21 protein-coding genes are annotated in these 19426 nt (G+C 53.8%); 17 read left to right on the plus strand and 4 right to left on the minus strand.

All coding sequences use genetic code 11. The features are described 5' to 3' along the window. Positions 1–276: 276 nt before the first annotated feature. Together Q1B21_RS14715 and Q1B21_RS14720 are read right to left on the minus strand one after the other, a co-directional pair. Entirely contained in the window at positions 277–657 is a 381-nt protein-coding gene (locus tag Q1B21_RS14715) for a PAS domain-containing protein (RefSeq protein ID WP_298935788.1), read from the minus strand. Positions 658–665: 8 nt separating this feature from the next. Beyond that, entirely contained in the window at positions 666–1076 is a 411-nt protein-coding gene (locus Q1B21_RS14720; RefSeq protein WP_298935943.1) for a helix-turn-helix transcriptional regulator, read from the minus strand. A 288-nt stretch (positions 1077–1364) separates the two neighbouring features. Here Q1B21_RS14720 and Q1B21_RS14725 point away from each other — a divergent pair, with 288 nt between their 5' ends. The 11 genes from Q1B21_RS14725 to Q1B21_RS14775 all read left to right on the plus strand — a co-directional run bounded on the left by Q1B21_RS14725 (position 1365) and on the right by Q1B21_RS14775 (position 11617). Next, complete coding sequence (locus Q1B21_RS14725) at positions 1365–3314, plus strand: protein kinase (RefSeq protein ID WP_299890458.1); 1950 nt, start codon at positions 1365–1367, stop codon at positions 3312–3314. A gap of 31 nt (positions 3315–3345) precedes the next feature. Continuing rightward, positions 3346–3957: an FHA domain-containing protein gene (locus Q1B21_RS14730; RefSeq protein ID WP_299890460.1), complete on the plus strand. Its 612-nt coding sequence runs from the start codon at positions 3346–3348 to the stop codon at positions 3955–3957. Continuing rightward, on the plus strand, positions 3941–4882 hold the full coding sequence (locus tag Q1B21_RS14735; RefSeq protein WP_299890462.1) for a protein phosphatase 2C domain-containing protein: 942 nt from the start codon (positions 3941–3943) through the stop codon (positions 4880–4882). Before Q1B21_RS14730 ends, Q1B21_RS14735 begins: the two co-directional genes overlap by 17 nt. A 69-nt stretch (positions 4883–4951) precedes the next feature. Next, positions 4952–6541: a phosphate ABC transporter substrate-binding/OmpA family protein gene (locus Q1B21_RS14740; RefSeq protein ID WP_299890464.1), complete on the plus strand. Its 1590-nt coding sequence runs from the start codon at positions 4952–4954 to the stop codon at positions 6539–6541. Between the two features lie 278 nt (positions 6542–6819). Continuing rightward, positions 6820–7032, plus strand: coding sequence for a hypothetical protein (locus tag Q1B21_RS14745; RefSeq protein ID WP_299081351.1), 213 nt, complete (start codon positions 6820–6822; stop codon positions 7030–7032). Continuing rightward, entirely contained in the window at positions 7032–7781 is a 750-nt protein-coding gene (locus Q1B21_RS14750) for a hypothetical protein (protein WP_299890466.1), read from the plus strand. Before Q1B21_RS14745 ends, Q1B21_RS14750 begins: the two co-directional genes overlap by 1 nt. A gap of 14 nt (positions 7782–7795) precedes the next feature. Beyond that, the gene (locus Q1B21_RS14755) at positions 7796–8296 is read left to right on the plus strand and encodes a hypothetical protein (protein ID WP_299890468.1); all 501 of its coding nucleotides are present in this window, start codon (positions 7796–7798) and stop codon (positions 8294–8296) included. Continuing rightward, entirely contained in the window at positions 8293–8706 is a 414-nt protein-coding gene (locus Q1B21_RS14760) for a BLUF domain-containing protein (protein WP_299890471.1), read from the plus strand. The genes Q1B21_RS14755 and Q1B21_RS14760 overlap by 4 nt, the downstream gene beginning before the upstream one ends. 30 nt (positions 8707–8736) lie before the next feature. Beyond that, the gene (locus Q1B21_RS14765) at positions 8737–9495 is read left to right on the plus strand and encodes an FHA domain-containing protein (RefSeq protein ID WP_299890473.1); all 759 of its coding nucleotides are present in this window, start codon (positions 8737–8739) and stop codon (positions 9493–9495) included. Between the two features lie 36 nt (positions 9496–9531). Continuing rightward, the gene (locus Q1B21_RS14770; RefSeq protein ID WP_299890475.1) at positions 9532–10734 is read left to right on the plus strand and encodes a hypothetical protein; all 1203 of its coding nucleotides are present in this window, start codon (positions 9532–9534) and stop codon (positions 10732–10734) included. A 106-nt stretch (positions 10735–10840) separates the two neighbouring features. Beyond that, positions 10841–11617 (plus strand): hypothetical protein, encoded by a 777-nt coding sequence (locus tag Q1B21_RS14775; RefSeq protein ID WP_299890477.1) that lies wholly within the window; start codon positions 10841–10843, stop codon positions 11615–11617. Positions 11618–12002: 385 nt separating this feature from the next. Here Q1B21_RS14775 and Q1B21_RS14780 read toward each other — a convergent pair whose 3' ends face one another. Continuing rightward, positions 12003–12878 carry a Hint domain-containing protein gene (locus Q1B21_RS14780; RefSeq protein ID WP_299890479.1) on the minus strand — a complete coding sequence of 292 codons (876 nt, stop codon included), beginning with the start codon at positions 12876–12878 and terminating at the stop codon, positions 12003–12005. Between the two features lie 701 nt (positions 12879–13579). On the opposite strand from Q1B21_RS14780, the gene Q1B21_RS14785 reads away from it, so the two are divergent. Both Q1B21_RS14785 and Q1B21_RS14790 read left to right on the plus strand, forming a co-directional pair. Further along, on the plus strand, positions 13580–13987 hold the full coding sequence (locus Q1B21_RS14785; protein WP_299890481.1) for a hypothetical protein: 408 nt from the start codon (positions 13580–13582) through the stop codon (positions 13985–13987). Between the two features lie 326 nt (positions 13988–14313). Further along, positions 14314–15132 (plus strand): hypothetical protein, encoded by an 819-nt coding sequence (locus Q1B21_RS14790; protein WP_299890483.1) that lies wholly within the window; start codon positions 14314–14316, stop codon positions 15130–15132. A gap of 351 nt (positions 15133–15483) precedes the next feature. Here the strand turns inward: Q1B21_RS14790 and Q1B21_RS14795 are convergent, their stop codons facing one another. Continuing rightward, the gene (locus Q1B21_RS14795) at positions 15484–16578 is read right to left on the minus strand and encodes a tyrosine-type recombinase/integrase (protein WP_299890485.1); all 1095 of its coding nucleotides are present in this window, start codon (positions 16576–16578) and stop codon (positions 15484–15486) included. 367 nt (positions 16579–16945) lie between these two features. Here Q1B21_RS14795 and Q1B21_RS14800 point away from each other — a divergent pair, with 367 nt between their 5' ends. Genes Q1B21_RS14800 through Q1B21_RS14815 form a run of 4 tightly spaced genes read left to right on the plus strand, consistent with a single transcriptional unit; the run spans position 16946 to position 19355 of the window. Further along, positions 16946–17368 (plus strand): helix-turn-helix domain-containing protein, encoded by a 423-nt coding sequence (locus Q1B21_RS14800; protein ID WP_058238508.1) that lies wholly within the window; start codon positions 16946–16948, stop codon positions 17366–17368. Between the two features lie 4 nt (positions 17369–17372). Then, on the plus strand, positions 17373–17669 hold the full coding sequence (locus Q1B21_RS14805; protein ID WP_299890491.1) for a hypothetical protein: 297 nt from the start codon (positions 17373–17375) through the stop codon (positions 17667–17669). 4 nt (positions 17670–17673) lie between these two features. Beyond that, positions 17674–18573, plus strand: coding sequence for an HNH endonuclease (locus tag Q1B21_RS14810; RefSeq protein ID WP_299890493.1), 900 nt, complete (start codon positions 17674–17676; stop codon positions 18571–18573). Continuing rightward, entirely contained in the window at positions 18573–19355 is a 783-nt protein-coding gene (locus Q1B21_RS14815) for a DUF3800 domain-containing protein (protein ID WP_299890495.1), read from the plus strand. Before Q1B21_RS14810 ends, Q1B21_RS14815 begins: the two co-directional genes overlap by 1 nt. The last annotated feature ends 71 nt before the right edge of the window (positions 19356–19426 follow it).

The following is a 19426-nucleotide window of genomic DNA, read 5'->3' on the forward strand; positions in this document are numbered from 1 at the left end:
CTTTGTTACGACCGCCTTGTTGGGCCTGTTCCCAGGCGGGCGCCCGATCGTCGCTCCGACCGCGGTTCTGATAGCGCGCGCCCTTGAACGAGAGCATGCTGAAACATGTTCGAAAGCTATTCGGTGGCAACAAACGCCAGATACCGCATGCTCGTCAATTGCGCACCAAAGTTTGCGATAAATTCCAAATGACCCTGGAAGTAGTCAAACCCGCAATGGAAATCCGAAGAACGTCACGGCCACACTAGGCCCACGCAACTGGATCGAGCGGACACATCAAATTGGACGTTGAATGGCAATGAAATGCGTAACTACGTCACTCTCATCTCGAATCGGGCGCAATTCGCATTCGTGGACAAAAAGCTCTCCGTTCTTGCGGTAGTTAGTTATGCGTATAGTGCCATTCTGGCAGTTCTTGATAAGCTCACGAAACCGTTCAATCGCTTCAGGCTCGGTCTCAGGTCCTTGAAGTAAATCAAGACTCCGACCGATCACTTCTTCTGAAGAATAGCCGGTGTGCGTTATGAACTCGTCAGAAACAAAAACAACAGGAACTCCAGGTTCTGCGAGACAAACGACAGCCGAATGTGATTTGAAATCTTCGCTGTCTTCTTCGCCTCGCTCCTGCAGGAACTGGTCAATACTGCGTTGCGTCACGCCATCTCCTATTTCTGCTCAGCCGAAACGATAGCTTCCACAAGTTGCACCAGCCTCAGCTTCTCATCAACATCCGAAAGCTTCACAAAGGAGCTTACGAGACGCGCCAGCAAATCAGCTTCGACCGGCATTTCTGCTGGCTTTTCAACTCTAACACTTTTTTTTGGAGAGTTAGGCAGCATAGACTCGATGGGCACAGCATAAAAATCAGCGAGTGCGATAAGATAGGGCAGACTGCATCTGCTTTGGGCGTCTTCGTATTTCTGGTATTGCTGCGGGCTGATGTCCAGAATGCTTGCAACCTCTGCTTGGGTCATGCGTTGTTCGGTTCGCAAACCGCGCAGTCTTTGCCCGACATGACCATAGACATCTTCGGAAGAGAAAGCGCCAGGGATTGTCAGGGTGTCGTTAGCGTTCATGTGCCCGTCTCTGTTTGTCATAACATCGTCAATGTGGAGAACTATCATCAAAATGCAACATGGCCAACAACCTTTAAGAGAATATTCCACAGCATTTGGGCAAAATTCAGACCTCAACATGAAAGTAGTGTCGTTTTCGCGGACGATTTCTCGCTATTTTAAAGCATCTTTCGGTTTTACCTCATAATATAAGAAAATTTCTAAATAATGACTGCTCACCACCACTTTCTCGCCTGAATTGAGTGGGAACCTCTCCAACATGATAAGTTTTTTGTTTCGAGGTGAGGCATGGTTGATGACGCGCGGCAGCACGACAGCCAGAAATATGTAGATGAGCTTGAACCCGGCACCACGCTTATGCGGGGCCAATACAAGATCATACGTTACTTAAATTCTGGTGGGTTTGGGATTACGTATCTGGCGACAGACAGTCTGGATCGGCAAATCGTCATCAAAGAGTGCTTTCCCCAGTCTTTCTGCCGCCGCAACGGACAGCAGATCGAGGCCCGGTCCGAATCCCATGTGGGCGAGCTACGATCAATTGTCCGACTTTTCTCGCAAGAGGCCCGCGCGCTGGCCAAGCTTGAACATCCCTATATCGTCGGTGTTCACCAGGTTTTTGAGGAAAACAACACCGCCTACATGGCTATCGACTTTGTGAAAGGTCATGACCTGCTGGCTATCATAGAACAAAAGGTGGTTCTGCTGCGGCCCGATCAGATCAAAGCCGTCCTGCGCAAGGTTCTGGATGCAATCGGGTTCGTGCATTCCGCAGGGATGCTGCACCGCGATATCTCGCCCGACAATATTATCATCACGGATGAACTGACGCCGGTTCTGATCGATTTCGGCGCGGCGCGCGAGCAGGCCACCAAGGCCACGCGGGCCTTGTCTGCATTGCGCGTCGTCAAGGACGGCTACTCGCCCCAGGAATTCTATATCGCGGGCAGTGAACAGGGCCCCAGCAGCGATCTGTATTCGGTTGCTGCCAGCTTCTATCATGCGATCACCGGCCAGTTGCCGCCTGACAGTCAGCTCCGGATCGCCTCTCATGTCGCCAAAGAACCGGACCCTTACATCCCACTTGGGAAGATGACGTCCGACTATGATGAGGCATTCTGCTCAGCGATTGACAAGGCTATGGCGATCTTGCCGAAAGACCGGGTCACGTCAGCGGCGGAATGGTCGATCATGATGGAAACGCCGGTCAAATCGCGCGCCAAACGTGCTTCCAAGCAGGTTCCATCCATCAGCCGCAAGCCCAAACGCGTCTCACATCGGATCTCCGCCAGGCCGTCCAAGCGGGTCAAGGTAGCCTCGAAATCGTCAAACCTGCTTGGCCGCGTTTCGGCCATTGCAATTGCGGCCTGCATCGTTGGTGGGGTGGCATATCTGACATTGGACAACCCGCGCATCAGCAGGGCGACCAGTGCCATTTTTGAAACAAGCCCATCGCAAGTGGAAACTGTGGCGGCTGCCGAGACTCCCGCGCCTTCAATCGCTGCGCAGGAAGAGACGCAGGTTGCGACGACCGATCCGGGACCGTCCGAGGTGCCCGCAGCTGACACGCCCAATGATCTGGCCGCACAGATTGCCACGGTTGCCAGCGAAGAGACCGTGGACACCTCCGATGGGCTTGATGTTGTGACGACCCCCGCGCTTGAGGCTTTTGTCGACTCTTATGTCAATGGCGAAGTGGTCGCCTCGTGGGCGCTTGATCTGCCGTTCCGCTCAAACAGCGAAAACGTGATCGTAAGCGTGAACGACAGTTTTTCAAATCGTCTGTCATCCGGTGAGCGGATTGTCGAAGTCGATGGTACTCAGGTGATTGATCTTGAGGACACGCTGCGCCAGCTTGCAAAGCGAAGTGACGGCAAGCAGATCAGCTTTCGTGTGGTTGCCGAAAACCCGGGTGCCGGCACACGCATGTACACTCAGGTCACGGCCCCGATCATCTATATGACCGATCTCCGGAACGGGTTTCGCTTTCAGACGCAATTCGACGGGTCGGTATGGCTGACGACGGTCATCGATGTGGCACCGGACACCAATAGCGGCCTGAAGGCGGGCGATACAATTGTGGCCATGGTTGGCACGAACGAGCGAATCTCAGACGGTGCGACTATGGCGCGATTGCTGGCCGAGACGATCACATCCGGCCAAAGCCAGGCACAGCTTGCGGTCAGCCGCGCGGGCACCATGTGGGTCGAAAGCATCGAAACAGGGGCCTCATCATGATCCCGAGCAGCAAGCCAGCGGTGTAATCCACATGCGATTTTTCAAAAGATCCAGGGCGCGCAGCCGGAACCCCAGCCACGCCATAGCGCCTGAGCCCCTCAAGCCGGTCTCGGTTCCGCCCATTGCCTTTTCGACGGTGTCGATGCCCTCGCCCGCGATTGTGTCGCGCCCTCAGGTAAACGCCGAAAAAACGCGGCTGATCGGGTTTGACAGCAGCGACCTAGTGCGAGAGCCGGATCGGACCGCCGATAGCTCGAAAACAAGTTTCATTCCGGTGGGTTGGCTGGTTGTGGCAACCGAACCGGGGCAAGGCCAGTGCTTCGCTTTGGCGGCGGGCCTGTCGACCATCGGGCGCGGCGAGGATCAATCCGTCTGCCTGGATTTCGGTGATAGGGCGATCTCGCGCAATAATCACGCGGCCATTGTCTATGACCCCAGCACCAATGAGTTTTTTCTGGGCCATGGTGGCAAGGCCAATTTGGTGCGGCTGAACGGATCGCCCGTCACCGAAACTGTATCAATCGAAAGCGGTGCCGAAATTCAGGTCGGCGAAACCAAACTGGTTTTCAAGGCGTTGTGTGACTCCGCTTTCCGCTGGGACACTACTGACCAAAAGGACAACGGCAATGCGGTCGACCAATAAACCTTGTTTCAACGTGGCAACCGGCATTGATGTGGGCGCGCGCGACTATCAGGAAGACTGCCTGGTCGCTGACTTTCCGCAGGGCGAGAGCTTTGGCATTGGCGTGCTTGCCGATGGTATGGGCGCGCATGTCTCGGGTGACATGGCAAGCTCCATTGTTGTGAGCCAGGTCTTTGCAGCCTTGAAGATGCGCCGCAAAGATCTGCAATCGGACGTGGCGAACATCCCTGCCCTGCTGAGAGATGCGGTGGGCGAAGCAAATGACGCCATGTCGGACTTCATTAATATCAACACCGAATGTAATGGAATGGGCGCGACCCTGATTGCCACGATTGTCGTTGACAGAAAGCTGTTCTGGCTGTCGATCGGGGATTCACCGCTCTATCTGATCCGCAAGGGCGAAATCACGCGCTTGAATGAAGATCACTCGATGGCGCCACAAATTGACGCCATGGTCGCCTCGGGCCAGCTGAGCGCCGAAATCGCCGCAACGCATCCAGACCGCAATTGCCTGACCTCCGCCGTGCTGGGGCAGAAAATTCCGCGCATCGATTGCCCGGACAATCCAATCGCTCTGGAGGACGACGATACGCTTATCTTGGCAAGCGATGGGCTGCAAACGCTGACTGATGAAGATATCTGCAGGTTGGCCCGCGAAAAAACCAAACGTGGTGCGTCCGAAGTCTTGCAGCGCCTGCTATCAGCTGTTGAGGCAGCAGACGCGCCCGAACAGGACAATGTCTCAGTTATTGTCCTTCAGTTCGACACTACTCCTGCGCAGGTCCCGATAAGCGCACCGAAATCTACCAACCAGAGAGCAAAGGCCGCCGCGCCGCGGTCGGCTGAAGACGACGCGCTTTTGGCCGCGCTGATTCCAGATATCGAAGACGCGCCGGACATCATCAATCAGGCCATGTCGCTCTGACATGCGCCGGAGAACCAGAAAACGCCGCGCAACCCGCGCAATCGAAACAATAAAGACGGAGACCTGACAATGAAGGATACCCTCAAGCTAAGAAAAAGCTTTGCAAGTGCCATTGCGATCGCCTGCGCCGGTGCCGTACCGACAATGGCCGTGTCTGGGCAGGTCGACCTTGTCGCGCCCGATGGCTCGCTTCGGTTGGCCGGAGAATTTGTGGAATTCGTCGACGGCCATTTTGTGATCGACACGGTGATTGGCCAAATGCGGGTCAGTGCATCGCGTGTTACCTGCAAGGGCGAGGCGTGCCCGTCTGCTGATACATCCGATGTCAGCTTGCGGATTACCGGCTCGGACTCGATCGGTGCCGAGCTCATGCCCCTTTTGCTTTCTGGCTATGCATCGCAATCCGGCGGAGAGGTCAAGTTCCAGCCCCTGCCGAACAGCCCTGACAAGCTGGCCGACCTTGGCGGCGCGCAGGGACTGAGAGAAGAAGCTGGCCAGGTCCTGTTAGCGTCCGCCAAACCAGCAGAAGCATTCGAGGCGCTGGCCCGAAACGAGGCCGAGATCAGCATGTCCTCCCGCCGCGTCCTTCCGGATGAAGCGCGTGCGCTTGCCGCGCTTGGGGCTGGCAACATGAATTCGGATGAGCAGGAACATCTGTTGGCGCTCGAAAGCATCGCGATCGTGACCCACCCGGACAATCCGGTTTCGGAAATCGGAATGGACCAGTTGCGCGAGGTATTTCTGGGAAACATCTCTAACTGGAAAGAACTGAACGGACCGGATATGCCCATTGAACCCATCGGACGCTCTGGTATGACCCCATCGCGCGAGATATTCGAAACCGTGCTGTTTGATGACACAGGGGTCACTTTTGCTGATGTCAAAACCGTCACATCGGATGTCGCAGCAGCCTCGTATGTAACCGAAAACAAAGGCGCGATCAGCTTTCTGCCGTTTGGCGTCCAGCGTGATACCAGCCCACTGAACATCATCGATTCCTGCGGTGCGATGACGGTACCGAATGAATTCTACACTAAAACCGAAGAATATCCGTTTGTCCGTCGGGTCTACCTGTATAGCCGCGGCGATATGGAAAACGAGCTGGCCCAGGGTCTGCTGGATTTTGCAACGTCGCGCGAAGCAGAGGACGCCATTTCGGTCGCGGGTTTCACAAGCCTGAACATTGGCCGACTGCCGCAGCACATGCCCGGATTGCGTAAAAGCTATGCTCAAACAGTCGAGAATAAGGCCTATGAAAAAGGCATCATTGACGGAATGCTGGAAACGGCTTCCAAACATGACCGCCTGTCCAGCACGTTTCATTTCCGCTCGGGTTCGTCCCGCTTAGATGAGCGCAGCATTTCCGAACTGGCGCGGCTGATCGAATTCCTGACAGAACAACCAAGCGGTACCAAGGTCAAACTGGTTGGGTTCAGCGATGATATCGGCACGTATGATAGCAACCGCCGCCTCTCGCAGCGCCGGGCCGAGCGGTTAATGAATCGTCTCAAAGCCGAGGCTGTCGGGCAATTGGCTCATATTGAAATTTCCACAACCGGATATGGTGAGATTGCGCCAGCGGCATGCAATTCGACTGGCGAAGGGCGTCTTAAGAACCGCCGCGTTGAAATCTGGATCGAAAGCAGCGTGCAGGGCTAATCGCCTCCGATAAATACCCTCGGGCAGACTCCGCCGTTGACTAATCGAAACCGGGCCCAAGGCCCGGTTTTTTTCCATCACACGGATCGGGCAGACTTAAGATTGCGATCCAGAAATCCAGCCTTGCGCATACGCCAATTAAGTTGAATTCATCTCTAAAATTAAGAAAAACATAATAAAACCTCTCTTTAGTTGATAGATGCCTTTCCTTTTTCTCAATTTGAACACTATCGGCTGTCAAATTCGTATCAAATAGGAAGCAACCGGAAACACTGAAAATGATCCTTTATTCTCATCGCCTCCAAGGCGTTTTGCAGCAGATGGTTGTCGAACTTGGGCTGGACCTGATTTTGTCTGACGACAATTCCCCTGTTTCGCTGATCGACAACGAACAGATGCTAACCGAAGTCGCCGCAGGCGTGAATGTTGAGGTGAAGAAACTCGCCGCGAACAACGGCGCTGTTCTATTCAGATTTCAGAGGAAATCGTGATGGCTAAGAAGCGTCAAATGGACGGAGCGCCAGGCAAGCGTGCCGGGTTGCCGTTGGCTCGTGCCAATCGACTCGCCGAGACGGCCGAGGCCAAAAGAGGCCGAGCGCCTTCGATGATCGTCGCGACCGGTTTGTTGACTGTTGCGGCAATTGTTTCAGTGGGTGTCATGCCAGCCAATACTGCGCTGAGCACGGCATTTGATGCGTTGCACGGCGAAGCTGTTTCCACCAGCTTGGAAACCCCGAAAAGGCCGAAGCAACGGCCGCACAACACTGTAGAAAACACCCCCTTAAACCCTGAGACAGTGACTGAAACGGCGGCCACCCCCTCCGCCACCGATATGGATTTGCTGCCAGATGTAATTGCAAAGACAGAGCCGCCTGCTCAACCGGTTTTGGAAGAACCGGTTCAGGTGGTGGCCAGTATCAATCCCGCTGCTCCCTACTGCATCCAGATGATCCAGTCTCGGGTCGCCGCGTTGCACTACGTCACTCAAACCGCATCCGACTGGGACAGCCGTCAACAAGACGTGTCTCGATTGGTTCAGTCCACGTTGGACTGTAGCCAAGCGGGTCTTCAGATCGCCGGCAGTCTTGAACTGGCTGGCACCGGAATCGCTGATCTGCGCGTGCGTTGGAACCTGGAGACGTGGACTTTGCACCTGGCCGTGGTGGACAGCGCGTATTCTGAAAGTGGTGTCCAGCTGGCAGGCGTGTCGGATCAATCAATCGAATTCGTCGTTCAGTAACGGAGGCAAACGCCATGGACATATTTGAACAACTTGCCAACCTGGAAGTCCCAGCCAGGGCCGTTCTGGCAGACATCCAGACGTTCGAGGCACCTTTGCCCGATTATCTGATGCTGGGCACCTTTGTGATCCTGCTGTTCGCGCTGCATCGGTCCAGTAGGGCAGGCGTGTTGAAGTTCCGCACTAAGCTTGAAGAAGCCTATCAGCAGGAGCTTTTGACTGCGAACCGCAGGATGCATCAGGCCCGCGGCGATCTGAGACGCCTGCAACAGGAAATGGAGCGTGAACGTCAAAGAAAACGCGGCGCGCTTCGGGAAAATGGTCGGTTCGGATCCGGCGCGGAACGCCGTCGCCATGATGCCATCGACCGCAGCCCTGCACGCGCGATCGCACAAGGCACTGTGCCATTCAAGGCAGCCTCGAAAAACCGAAACCAGACGCGGCCCATCGACCCAGTTCCGGCCAATGCTTCTGCGTCACATGACAACTTGTTTCTTAACGGAGTGGAAAAATGAACCTCACACGTCTGATTTACTACAGCCAGCGAAACCCATCCATGAGCCTCAGTATGGGCGAATTGCTTGAAATCTGTAAGCGCAACAACTCGGCGATGAACGTCACCGGCATGCTGCACTTCAACGGCAACTACTTCCTTCAGGTTCTCGAAGGGGGCCGGGCCGAAGTCAGCTCGATCTATCACCGCATTGCTGCTGACCAGCGTCACCTGAACATCATTCTGATCTCGTGCCAGGACGTGCGAGAGCGGATCTTCCCAACCTGGTCCATGGGCCATCACGAAGGCATGGAAGGCGAAACACGCGGCATCTTCCTTCGGTACTTCCCGTCGAACACGGTGAACCCGGAAGCGGTCAGCGCCGACAGCCTTCTGGACTTCCTCCAGGATGTCTCGACCGAGCTGGTGTAAACACTGGTTTGATCTGGAAAGGTGTTGCGAATGAGTATGTTAGATCATCTGGTCAACCGTCGTCAAAAGGGCAATTCCAGTCAGGAATTGCCCAGGGGACCCGCACCGTTCGAAACACCCGTTGACGATAATGCCGACGCGGATCAGGCAATCCAGACCCTGGGCCAGTATCCGATTTCGTCCAACAGTTTGCCCGACGGAGCCGGTTGTTCAGCTACCCCTCAGGCCGTCAGCGACGAGCTGGATAGCCCCGTGACACCGGCCACACAGATGACAGAGGCCCTTTTGAACCCGTCCAGCCCGGTTAGCCAGAACCTGCGCGACATGCGCACAAGGCTGGTCGGGTTCGACAGATCGGACAGCTCAACGCGCGACCTGTTCAGCGCCGAAGACCAACCAGCCTCGGACAACGCCGCGTTGCCCGTTGGCTGGTTGGTCATCATTGACGGGCCCGGATACGGCCATGCCTTTACGTTGTATTCCGGCCTGTCAAATATCGGTCGGAATCCTGACCAGACCGTTTGCCTTGATTTCGGGGATATGGCGATTTCACGCGACAATCATGCGGCTATCGCCTTTGACCCAGAGCAACAGATGTTTTTGCTTGGTCACGGCGGCAAGACCAATTTGGTACGCCTGCAAGGCAAGCCGATCATCTCGAACGAGCAACTGAATGACGGTGATCAGATATCCATTGGTGAGACCAAGATGTTGTTCAAAGCGCTGTGTGGCGACTCTTTCAACTGGGCTAGGGAAAGTGACGATGACGACGTGTTTGATACCCTGTGAGAGCTGCCAGCGGCAGTTGCGGGGAAAAACACGGCGATGACACAGGTACCCCGACCACCGCTGGATTTGCAGGCGCGGCTTCGGGCAATGTTGTCGCAAGGGCAGTTCGGCCCCGAAATAACTACGCGCGCCACCGAGTTATTGGCAGAGCTAACCCGCCCTGCCCGGATCTCGATCCTGAGCCCGTCAAAGGTTAGAAAGGCGCAGTTGCTGAACTTTCTGCTTGGTCAGAATTTGCTTCCGCCGAACGATTTCAGCGATGTCCTGCAACTGTCGTATTCCGAAACCGAACTGATGTCAGTTGAAACATCTGTTGGAACCGAACACATCCACAAACCACCGTTCGACCTGGCAAAGATTGCAGCCGATGGCCTGCGGTCAGCGCATCTGACGCTGCCATTGCCCGCGTTGACCAAGATTTCAATCCTCGCGAAAACACTGCCGCCGCAAACAGAGGATTTTGAAGCCACGATGGACTGGCTGGTGCCGCAGACGGATATCGCAATCTGGTTCACTGATGATTTCGACGCAGCCGAACAGGCGCTGTGGGACAGGATGCCCAACAAAACAAAGGACCACTCGCTGCTGGTGTTGCTTCGAAATGGCAAACCCATCGATCATTCGCAATCGGCGTCTGGATCCGTGTTCATGGACGCTGTTCAACTGTCTACAGAAGACGCTGCGCGCGCACGGGCGGGCACATGTTTAGACAAGGCACTGTTCAGGGCGTCCGGCGGGCACAAGTTGCTGTCAATCCTGCGCAGCGACATAGACCAGGCCCGCCGGCATGCAGCAGATCAGACTAAGATCTTTCTGAATAGCATCCCTGATCACAGTTCTGGCAATCTGGACCAGCGTATGGGTCAGTCTTTGGAAGACTCATTGGATAGCATCGCATCTGACTATCAAAACACAGATACAGCATCGTGCGTTCCCTTTTCACTCTGCATCCAATCTGCCATCGACAAGCTTTCGCATCTGGGGCGACCTGCTCCTGAAGGTGAATCAATAGATGTCTCCGATGTGCTGACGGAAATGGCGCAGGTTGTCTCGGAAATCGAGGGCGACCTGGCGGCTTGGCACCATGATCGCAGACTAGAGGTTGCCATACCGATGTTGCACGAGTTGAGCGACTTAGTTGAACTGTTTCGGGTCGAAGCAAACGAAGCGAATGGTATCGATGTCGTTTTGGCAGCGATCCAGCTAAAACGACAGCTCCTTCTGGTAGATTCCCGATGAACCATCCAGCATTCAGAACCCGTCGCACTCTGAACGCAAGCGGCCCACGAATAGTAGGCGTCAATAGATACAATTCTAACGAAGAAATCATGACCGGAGTTTCCTGATGTCCCAGCCGGGCGCATTGCAATCCCAGCTTTCAGAGCTGGCTGACTCAGTTTTCCAGATTGAGAGCGGGCGACTTGCGTTTGATCCGGTGGATCCGTTTGCGACAATAATCCAGCAGATTGATGTGGCGGTATTGGGAACGACCTTGGAGTTTCTTATCGAGGACAAAACACTCGAACTACAGGTTAGCGGTCGCCGGTTGATCTTGGTCTCAGCGTCAAACGATCCGGCGCTTGCCTGCTGGATTGACAAGCCACTCGCGACAGAAGACCCGGAAGACGTACTGGCGATTGCCACTGCGATCAAACACGTTGCCAGTGCTGCTTCACCAAGCTCCAGGATATTCCTGAAACCGGGTTTACCAAGACCGGATTTGTTGGGCGTCTCAGGCAGAATCTCTGGGAGTATGCTGCGAAAGACGCTTGAACAAACGTCAGTGGATCGAGGTTTTGATCCCAACACGTTGTGTGGCCAACTGAGAAATGTGTCGTTGGCATTCGTCCAAATCAAAGAGGAACGATTAGAAGCGGAGTTTGGCTCCGACGAGCTGGTGAGCGCACTTAAAGAGTTCCGAAATGATCGACTGCCGGAAATTCTGCAGTCAGAAGCTCACCCCAACAGCGAGTTTCAAGTGGAAAAACTCACCATCCTCAGCGAGACGTTGGATTCCGGAATTTGCTTAGGTTTGGTTAGATCGAGGCACTCACTTGTCTTAATAGCCTTTGATGTATGCAACCTGATCGACTTGATTTCAGTGTTTGATGATGTGATTTGAAGATCGCCGAGCAACCTTGTCTCGGTTTAATGCCAATGCATCAATTGCCTCTGATCGATCGTCGCAACGCCTGAGACGCAGGTGGACGATAGCTTATCCGCCGGGCAGGTTAGCGACAACACAGGTGCAGGGCATTGCTGAACAGCCTACCATCGGCTGGTTGGCTGCTGGGAGATGTATCTGTTTGAGAATTTTCACTTTCGGGGTGCTGGCCATATCAGTGTCAAATCCCTCCGCCCGCCGGGAGTTGTGTTGCAAATTGCAGAAATATTCTCCCATGCCTCCCAAAGCTCTTTCTGCTTAAACAGATGCTCGACCATCTGCGTCGGGTTAGCTCCGATCGCATCAGGTTTTCGTCAATCTCCCCAAGGGCGCCATTTGGCAATTATTGGGTGGCCATATAGCTCCTCAAAACCGACGCTCCTTGCGCATTGATTGTCATTGCAACGGTGCTGCCGAACTCTTTCGTTCCTTGATTGAGTGAAGGAAAAAGTGAAAGTATCTCCTGGCGCTGTGGGCTCGATAGCGCTTTGACTGCGTTTTTCTCCAAAAAGAAGCTTTCCGTCAGAGCTCCGTTCGACCTGACTATGTGGTGGCCGTCGAACATAAAATGAGTGTACCGTACCGCATCCATTTCCCGAATGCTTACTCCGGGCAGACCACACAGGTGTTTTGCGGCGACCAATACCTCGGATTGGCCAAACAACACTTCAACGCCTGATGATTCAATCAGCACCCTGTGCTGTTGAGACAGGACAAGTTCACCTGTGTTGCCCAACACACCGGCTTCTATGACCACTGGCGCAAACGCCCCAAAGCCCCGAACTTCAGTGGTGCCGACCCAACGAACAGGTAGTAGCCCACGGTCTTTTGTCCAAACTTCATCGCCAGGAAGAATATTCTGAACTGGAACGTCACCGATCGCAGTTTCTATCAACGTTCCCTCGCCAAAGCAGGCCATGAAATTTGTATAGGCCGACGTGCCTATGTTTGACCCGCTGACCTTGATATATGACGTACCGTTTTGCAGTGGCGCGGAAGTTGCATACCCCCAGACGTCCGAGAACACGCCACCTTGAGAAAATACATAAACGGTGATTTCAGGGCCAACCGGGTTGCCGCCGCTGTCAAGCGCTCGGATGATAATTTGAGACTCTGCCTCAACCTGCGTCCCATTGGCGACGATGCCGCCCCCATCCGTGATAACGTGGTTTGCTGGATCATCGTCGTTGAAAACATTGACATCAAATGTGTCATCCAATGTAACCGTCGTGCCAGTACCTGCCGAATACTGGAAGACGGTCCCATCCGGAGTATCTGAATTATTGACTATCGGGTTACCGATGATTGACCCGTTAGAACTGGCGGTAACGATTAAGCTCGAGCTGTCCTGAGCAAAGAAACTGCGTAGTACCATGGAAACCCTTTAAGCTTGCACCTCGAAAGTCTGAGACAGCGCCTGTCCAAAGCTTGAAACGCGTCATTCTAGAGTATTCACAATGTCAGGTAAGCGCGCAATGCGGAATACGGATCAAATGTCCGTATTTATTCACAATATCGACAACTCTCAGTAAACAAGACTGCAACTGGCGACCGCTCCTAACAAGGTCCGCAAATCGTTCGGTTGCCCAACAGCCCAGAAAAACGTTTGGAAGTGTGATTATCTTCACTGACCAGACTGCCGAACCTAGCGATACTAAGGTTATTCAAGTGAGTTCGCTTCAACGTATTTCGAAGCGTAGATTATCATTATCCTCCCCAAGGATAGGGCGCGCTGGTTGTTGGCGCGCCCATTTTCTCTGGGGCCCTAAGTTTGGCAGATATGCAGAGGTCGGGCATAAGCCCAAGATCAGCCGTTGACGAACGTGTTGAACGGTATGCTGATTAGCATAGCGAAGAGTTCCTTGCCCGGTTCGCAGGACTGTCCGCCTTGGAGTAGTTAGCCAAAGATTGGAGGTCAACATGAGATATAGAATTCTAAGTGTGGTTCTTGCGGGTGCAATTGCCTTACCGGCCCATGCTTTTGCGGAAAAAGATGATTGGTCGGGTTTGTACAAAGGCCTGGACGTTTACGACGGTTCAATTGACTACCTATCAATATCGCTCACAAGTGTTGAAACCTTTGAACTGCGGATAATCCCATCCGTGATTTCGTTGTGTGAGACCGGGCGCGGTTGGATTGTGGCTGAAGGGAAACTGAATGACGAAGGAAAAATGCTTCGTCAAAACAGTCGTGTTTTTTGCGACGGTGAAGAACCGGCAGATGTTGCGGACAGAGTCCTAACGCTGGACGCCAACACTGGGATTATCCGCTACGAGGCAACGGATGACCGCAGGCCGCTCGTTTATCATAAAGTGTCTTCGAACTGATCTGCACTTTCTGGATAAATCGCGCCCTTGTTGGCGTCTCTAGCTTCTTGCGTGACGCCTTTAGCGAGGGACACCACGCAATTTACTTGCCGCCGCACAGTCCCAGTTAACTCGCGATACTCTTTTCGAGTGGCGGTTTCCTGGCAAAAGAAGTTGTTCACGCTGACCAGAACCGAATTTGCGCCTTAGGGTTGATGGATGTGCTAATGCGGTCGCTCGAAAGACACACCCAGGGGATAGTCGACCTGGAACAACACTATTAAATTGCGCGCTTGGTCTGCCGCTGAAACCCTGCTTAGGGAGCCGTTCATCTAAAGAGGAAAACCGTGCAAACACCGATCCGTAAGCTCTTGTCTTTGGGCTTGATTGCAGCGTTCAGCTTTTGCGGAGGCATTTCCGCCCAAAGCTTACCCGCAGTTGACGGAGCAAACGGTAAGCTCTCACTAAGTGGGGTCTTGGGAGACAATGACGGTTATGCAGCAACAGGTTCTTATACCGTCCCGTTGAGTCATCAGTATGGGCTTCAACTGGACGGGATTGCCGCAAATCTCGACGTTGGTGGCTCCGAAGAGGTCGGAGTGTTGGGGGCTGGATTCCACGCTTTCTGGCGCGATCCGTCCAAAGGCCTAATCGGAATCGTTGGAAGCTATGTAAGCTTAAAAGACGGGCTGAACGCTGATATCTTTCAAGGGGGAGTCGAGGGGGCTATCTATCGCGGGCGCTTTTCTTTGGACGCCATAGCAGGCGTTAATGGTGGCGATGTAATTGACTCCGACTTATTCCTTCGAACGCTGGCGTCTTATTACCCAACCGATAACACCAACTTGCAACTTGGATATGGTTTCCAGAACGACTACAGTTCGCTTCTCTACGGAGGAGAAATTGCATTTGACACCCAAAACGGCCCATCTTCATCTCTGTATTTATCCGGCAAACTGAGGGAAGGCGGCAACAACTATATAGAAACCGGTCTTCGTATCTACTTCGGCAAATCTGGCAAGCCGCTAATCCGACGACACCGCGAAGATGATCCAATGCAGCTTCTGCGCCCCGTCAATATCGATGACTGGATATGTGGCACTGATGTCGATCCGAGGAACCCTATCATACCAGCCGTGGCAAGACTCTGCGCTCAACCTCGTTGATGACCGCCTAAAACAAACGAATACCCACCCTCGCATAAACTTCGCTGTTGGCTTGGCTCGAACGTCAGGTTTTGCCAGGCCCAGAGCGTTGCTCTCCGTTGGCTTAGCCATGCTATTCCCAGTATTATCGCGCGTGTGAGTTCTTTCCGGCTCTGGAAGAAACCAAAGGCTGAACCATTCATTCACACTAGCTCTGATATCGTTTGATTTGTTTCAAACCCATGATCCTACGATTTCCCGCAAGATTCAGGGCGAAGACAAGCACAACGATCTGTATTTCTTTGCTTTTGTGGCGACCCCGGCAGGATTCGAACCTGCAACCTGCCCCTTAGGAGGGATGCGTTCATAGCGCTATTCCTTTTGTGATTTCTTGCTGTTGGGTGTTTGCACAGCCTCATCCTGTACATGGTTTGTACGAAAACGGGCTCTGATGTCGGCCTCATCCGTCTCTGCGTGGGCATAGATGCGCATGGGCAAATTGGGGTCTGACCAGCGGCCAGCCTTTGCAGCTGTGACCGGATCAACGCCTTGCCGTACGACCAACTCAGTAAAGAAACCGTGCCGCCCAGCGGGGTGGGCTGACAGGTAGGGAATACCCGCGCGCTTGCAGATCGTCTTCCAGCGCGTGTTGTAACCGGTGGAACTGCCATAGCCGAAAACGCGCGCCTTCATGAGCTTGCCGGTCTTGCGATTTTTGGGGCGTTTAGCTGGCAATGCGAGAAGCTCGTCCATCATCTGAGGCGAGACGGTGATCCAACTCTCCGGATGGCCCTTTTGCCCTTTCACGCGGACTTTGTTCTCGTGCGGTCGAAGGTCATCTGGCTCCAGTGATACAGCCTGATCAATCCGTGCAGCCGTCTCGAACATGAAACGGACCAACGCGGCATTGTACGGATCGGCCGCATGGCAAAACGCCTCGATCCATTCCTTGTCAGCTGGCGTGCGCTCTACGCGGCTAAGCTTCCCTCGCCGCTTGTCCTGCGCGATCCGTTCAAACTTATCGTAAGGCTTCACGCGGATGAGCGGCGTGCCTTCCAGCTCGTGCGCGTTGTTGATCACCGCACTCGCGGGCGTCACGATTTCGCGCCACCAAGTATCGGTCGACGCTTTGGGTTTCAGCTTCGGCCCAAGGCTTTTCAGTAGCGCGCCAGAAATCGCACTCAGCGACAGGTCGCCGATTGCTTCGACAATCGGGATCAACTGCTTCGCCGCTTTTGGGGACGCGTTGTAAAGCATGATTGCATCAGAGAACGTCTTGCTCGGCTCGTCGCCCACGACATAGCGACGAATCTGGCGTTCGGTCTCATGGTTTATCCAGTCCCGTGCGCCCTCTTCTGTAGATGCCTTAGTGCTTCGCCGGTATGGGCCGGCGATTGGCCTGCCGTTGTATTCAATCCACCCCTTGGCCCAGTAGACACGGCCCCTCTTGTAAATTTGGAGCGGCATGACTGGCCTCCTTCAAAAATCGTATCAATTTGCGCGGGCGTGATCAGCATGGTCCGCCCAAGGCGATAAAATGCGCCCGTTTCATTGGCGCGTTCGCGCAACGTGCGTTCTGAAATATCGATCCCCATCCCGGCCATGACTTCGACCCACTGCGCGGGCGTTTTCCCAAGCCCCAGGATCTGAGAGCTGTCTGAATAGTTGGTCTCTGCCATTTCAGTTGTCCTTGTCCGCTCAAGTTGAATCGGCGATACGCATGGAATCGCTTGTTCTGCACCTTCTGACGTGGTCAGATGGGTGAAAACGTAAATATGCGTCATTTTGTGCTATGTTTATACAAAATTGCGCACTCGTCAATTGGGAAACTTGCATGGTGCGAGATGATGCTGAATTGTTTGCAGAGATTGGCGCTCGCCTCGCGATCTGTCGCAATGAGATAGGCGTCTCGCAGGCTGCTATGGCTGAAGCCATTGGCGTGTCACATCGCGCCTATCACAGCTATGAAAAAGGCAAACGCGGCGTCCCGGTCGAGGCCCTCGTCAAGATGCAAAGCCGCTACGATATTGACGTCGCCTGGCTACTTCTGGGCACCAAATCCATTCGGGCGGGACATGATTTCGAAGCCCTCAAACACATTGAAAGCTCGCTGGATAAGCACCTCACCGACGAGGGCATAAAAATCAAAAGCGAAAAGCGCGGGGCTATCGTGGCTCGTTGGTATCAATCGCATGTCGAAGGCCGTGAAGTGACCGATGACGACGTGCACACATGGATCGAGTTGGTAAGGGAGTAATCTGGTGAACAAGGCAAGCAAACGCTGGAACATGTTGCGACACTCAGTCTTGGAGCGCACCCGTCGTGAGGTGATTGAACCCCTTGACCCGCTGTACCCAATCCTCCTGGGAACCAGTGTGTTCTACCTTATCGGCTTGGGGCGACTATCATTGGCACAACAGACCGCCGAATACTCGGTTTTGGCCGCCATCATGATTTTTGCCATCGCTGCGGCTGGCTTTGCACTTCCATTTTTGACAGGTGCGGTACTGACCCTTCGCGCAGCCGAGCAAAAACTGGAACGCCTTCAACGCGGGTGATCCGATGGCCTTCGGTATCTTCATCCATCGCAGCGACTCGATCTACGACGACATTCCCTCGGAGCGGTATCAATTTCCTAAGCAATACCTTTCACGCGCCCAACAGTGCGAAGGGGATTGGATCGTCTACCTGGAGCCAAGCAAAGTCAAAGAGACCAAAGGGTACTTTGCTGTCGCTAAGGTCCAGGAGATCATTCCGGATCCTAGGAAGCAGGACATGTTCTTGGCAGTGATCGAACCGGGAACGTATCTTGATTTCGGCGACCCAGTTTCATTCCGGAACGAGAACTCGATCATCGAAAGAGGATTGCTGAACGATCAAGGCAAGATATCGGGACGCGCGCAAGCCGCAGTAAGAACCCTTTCAGCTGAAGACTTTGCCCGAATAGTCGAACGTGGTCTTGGACGAGATGAGGACATCCTGCCTCGCGTGGGCGATGCGATGCAGTTGCCAGGGTTTCAGGACGCGCAAAAACCTTTCCAACACATGCCAGCACGGGATCGCGTCAACCAATTGACCAACCGCGCGGTTCGCGACCGAAACTTCAGGAAGAATGTCCTGCGTGCCTATGGTGAACGGTGTGCCATCACGGGCTTGCGTCTGATCAATGGCGGCGGTCGTGCAGAGGTGGAAGCCGCTCATATCAGACCGGTCGAACATGACGGCCCTGACATCGTGAGCAATGGGCTCGCCTTGTCTGGAACAGCGCATTGGATGTTTGATCGCGGCCTCGTTGGGTTGGCAGACGACCTAACTATTCTGGTTTCCCGCCAGAGCAACGATATCGAAGCCGTGACATCGATGATCAACTCGTCCGGCAAGATCTTGGTTCCGGACCGCCTCGCCAACCGGCCAAGGACTGAGTTTGTAACCTGGCACAGAGAGAATTGTTTTAAGCAGTAATGGCCTATCTATTTTTAGACGACAGTAAGCACCATAGATCCGGATTTTCACTTGCAGCGTTCGCCATATGTGATGCGGATCCCACAGAAGAAATGGGCGTCCTTTTCCGTAAGCATGGCTTCGATCCGAGCACGTTCGAATTCAAATCTTCAGCGACAATGAAAGATCACAAGAATCTTCAAGCGCTGCGGAACAGTTTGAAAAGCTTCATCACACGAAACTGCAAAATGGCCTTGTGCATTGTAGATAGTGCAGATGACGTCAGAAAGTTAGGCCCTGCTTCTCTGGCGCTTTTGCGTAACGCAATGAAGCATCCCCGACTCGAGGGCCAGCAGCACGAGGTCTTCTTCGATGAAGGCCTCTTCAAACAAAAAAGCGCGGCTGAGGCTTTAGTTGTAGGAGACGCAGAGCTCGCAGGCTGCAACTTCCACTTTGAGCAAGAGTCCAGGGAAGTAATGGGTATCCAACTGGCCGACATCATAGCCCATACATGCAGCATTATGCTGTTGGAAGCACTCGGTGACATTGCCAAAAAGGTGATCGTTAACGCCCCTGGCGACAGCGTATATGATGGCCTCGAGGTCGAGCTCGGCTTCGAGATGTGGGCAGGGATCCGCTACGCATTTCTCAGCCAAAACAAGCAGAACCCAAAAGACGATTTCGACCTAGCAAACGTCGACGTTTATCCTTGGGGGTTATACATTGATGAGAGCGTCAACGAACGAGTTGCTCCTGCGGCGATGGAACGTTTTGGAGAAAACTATTTAGGTTGTATTCATTGAAGTCACATTTCGTGCTGTGAATTTGACCATTCAATAATTTGACGCGGCTTCCCAAGCTGAACGTTTTGTTT

The sequence above is a fragment of the uncultured Ruegeria sp. genome (assembly GCF_947504215.1).
Taxonomy (GTDB): domain Bacteria; phylum Pseudomonadota; class Alphaproteobacteria; order Rhodobacterales; family Rhodobacteraceae; genus Ruegeria.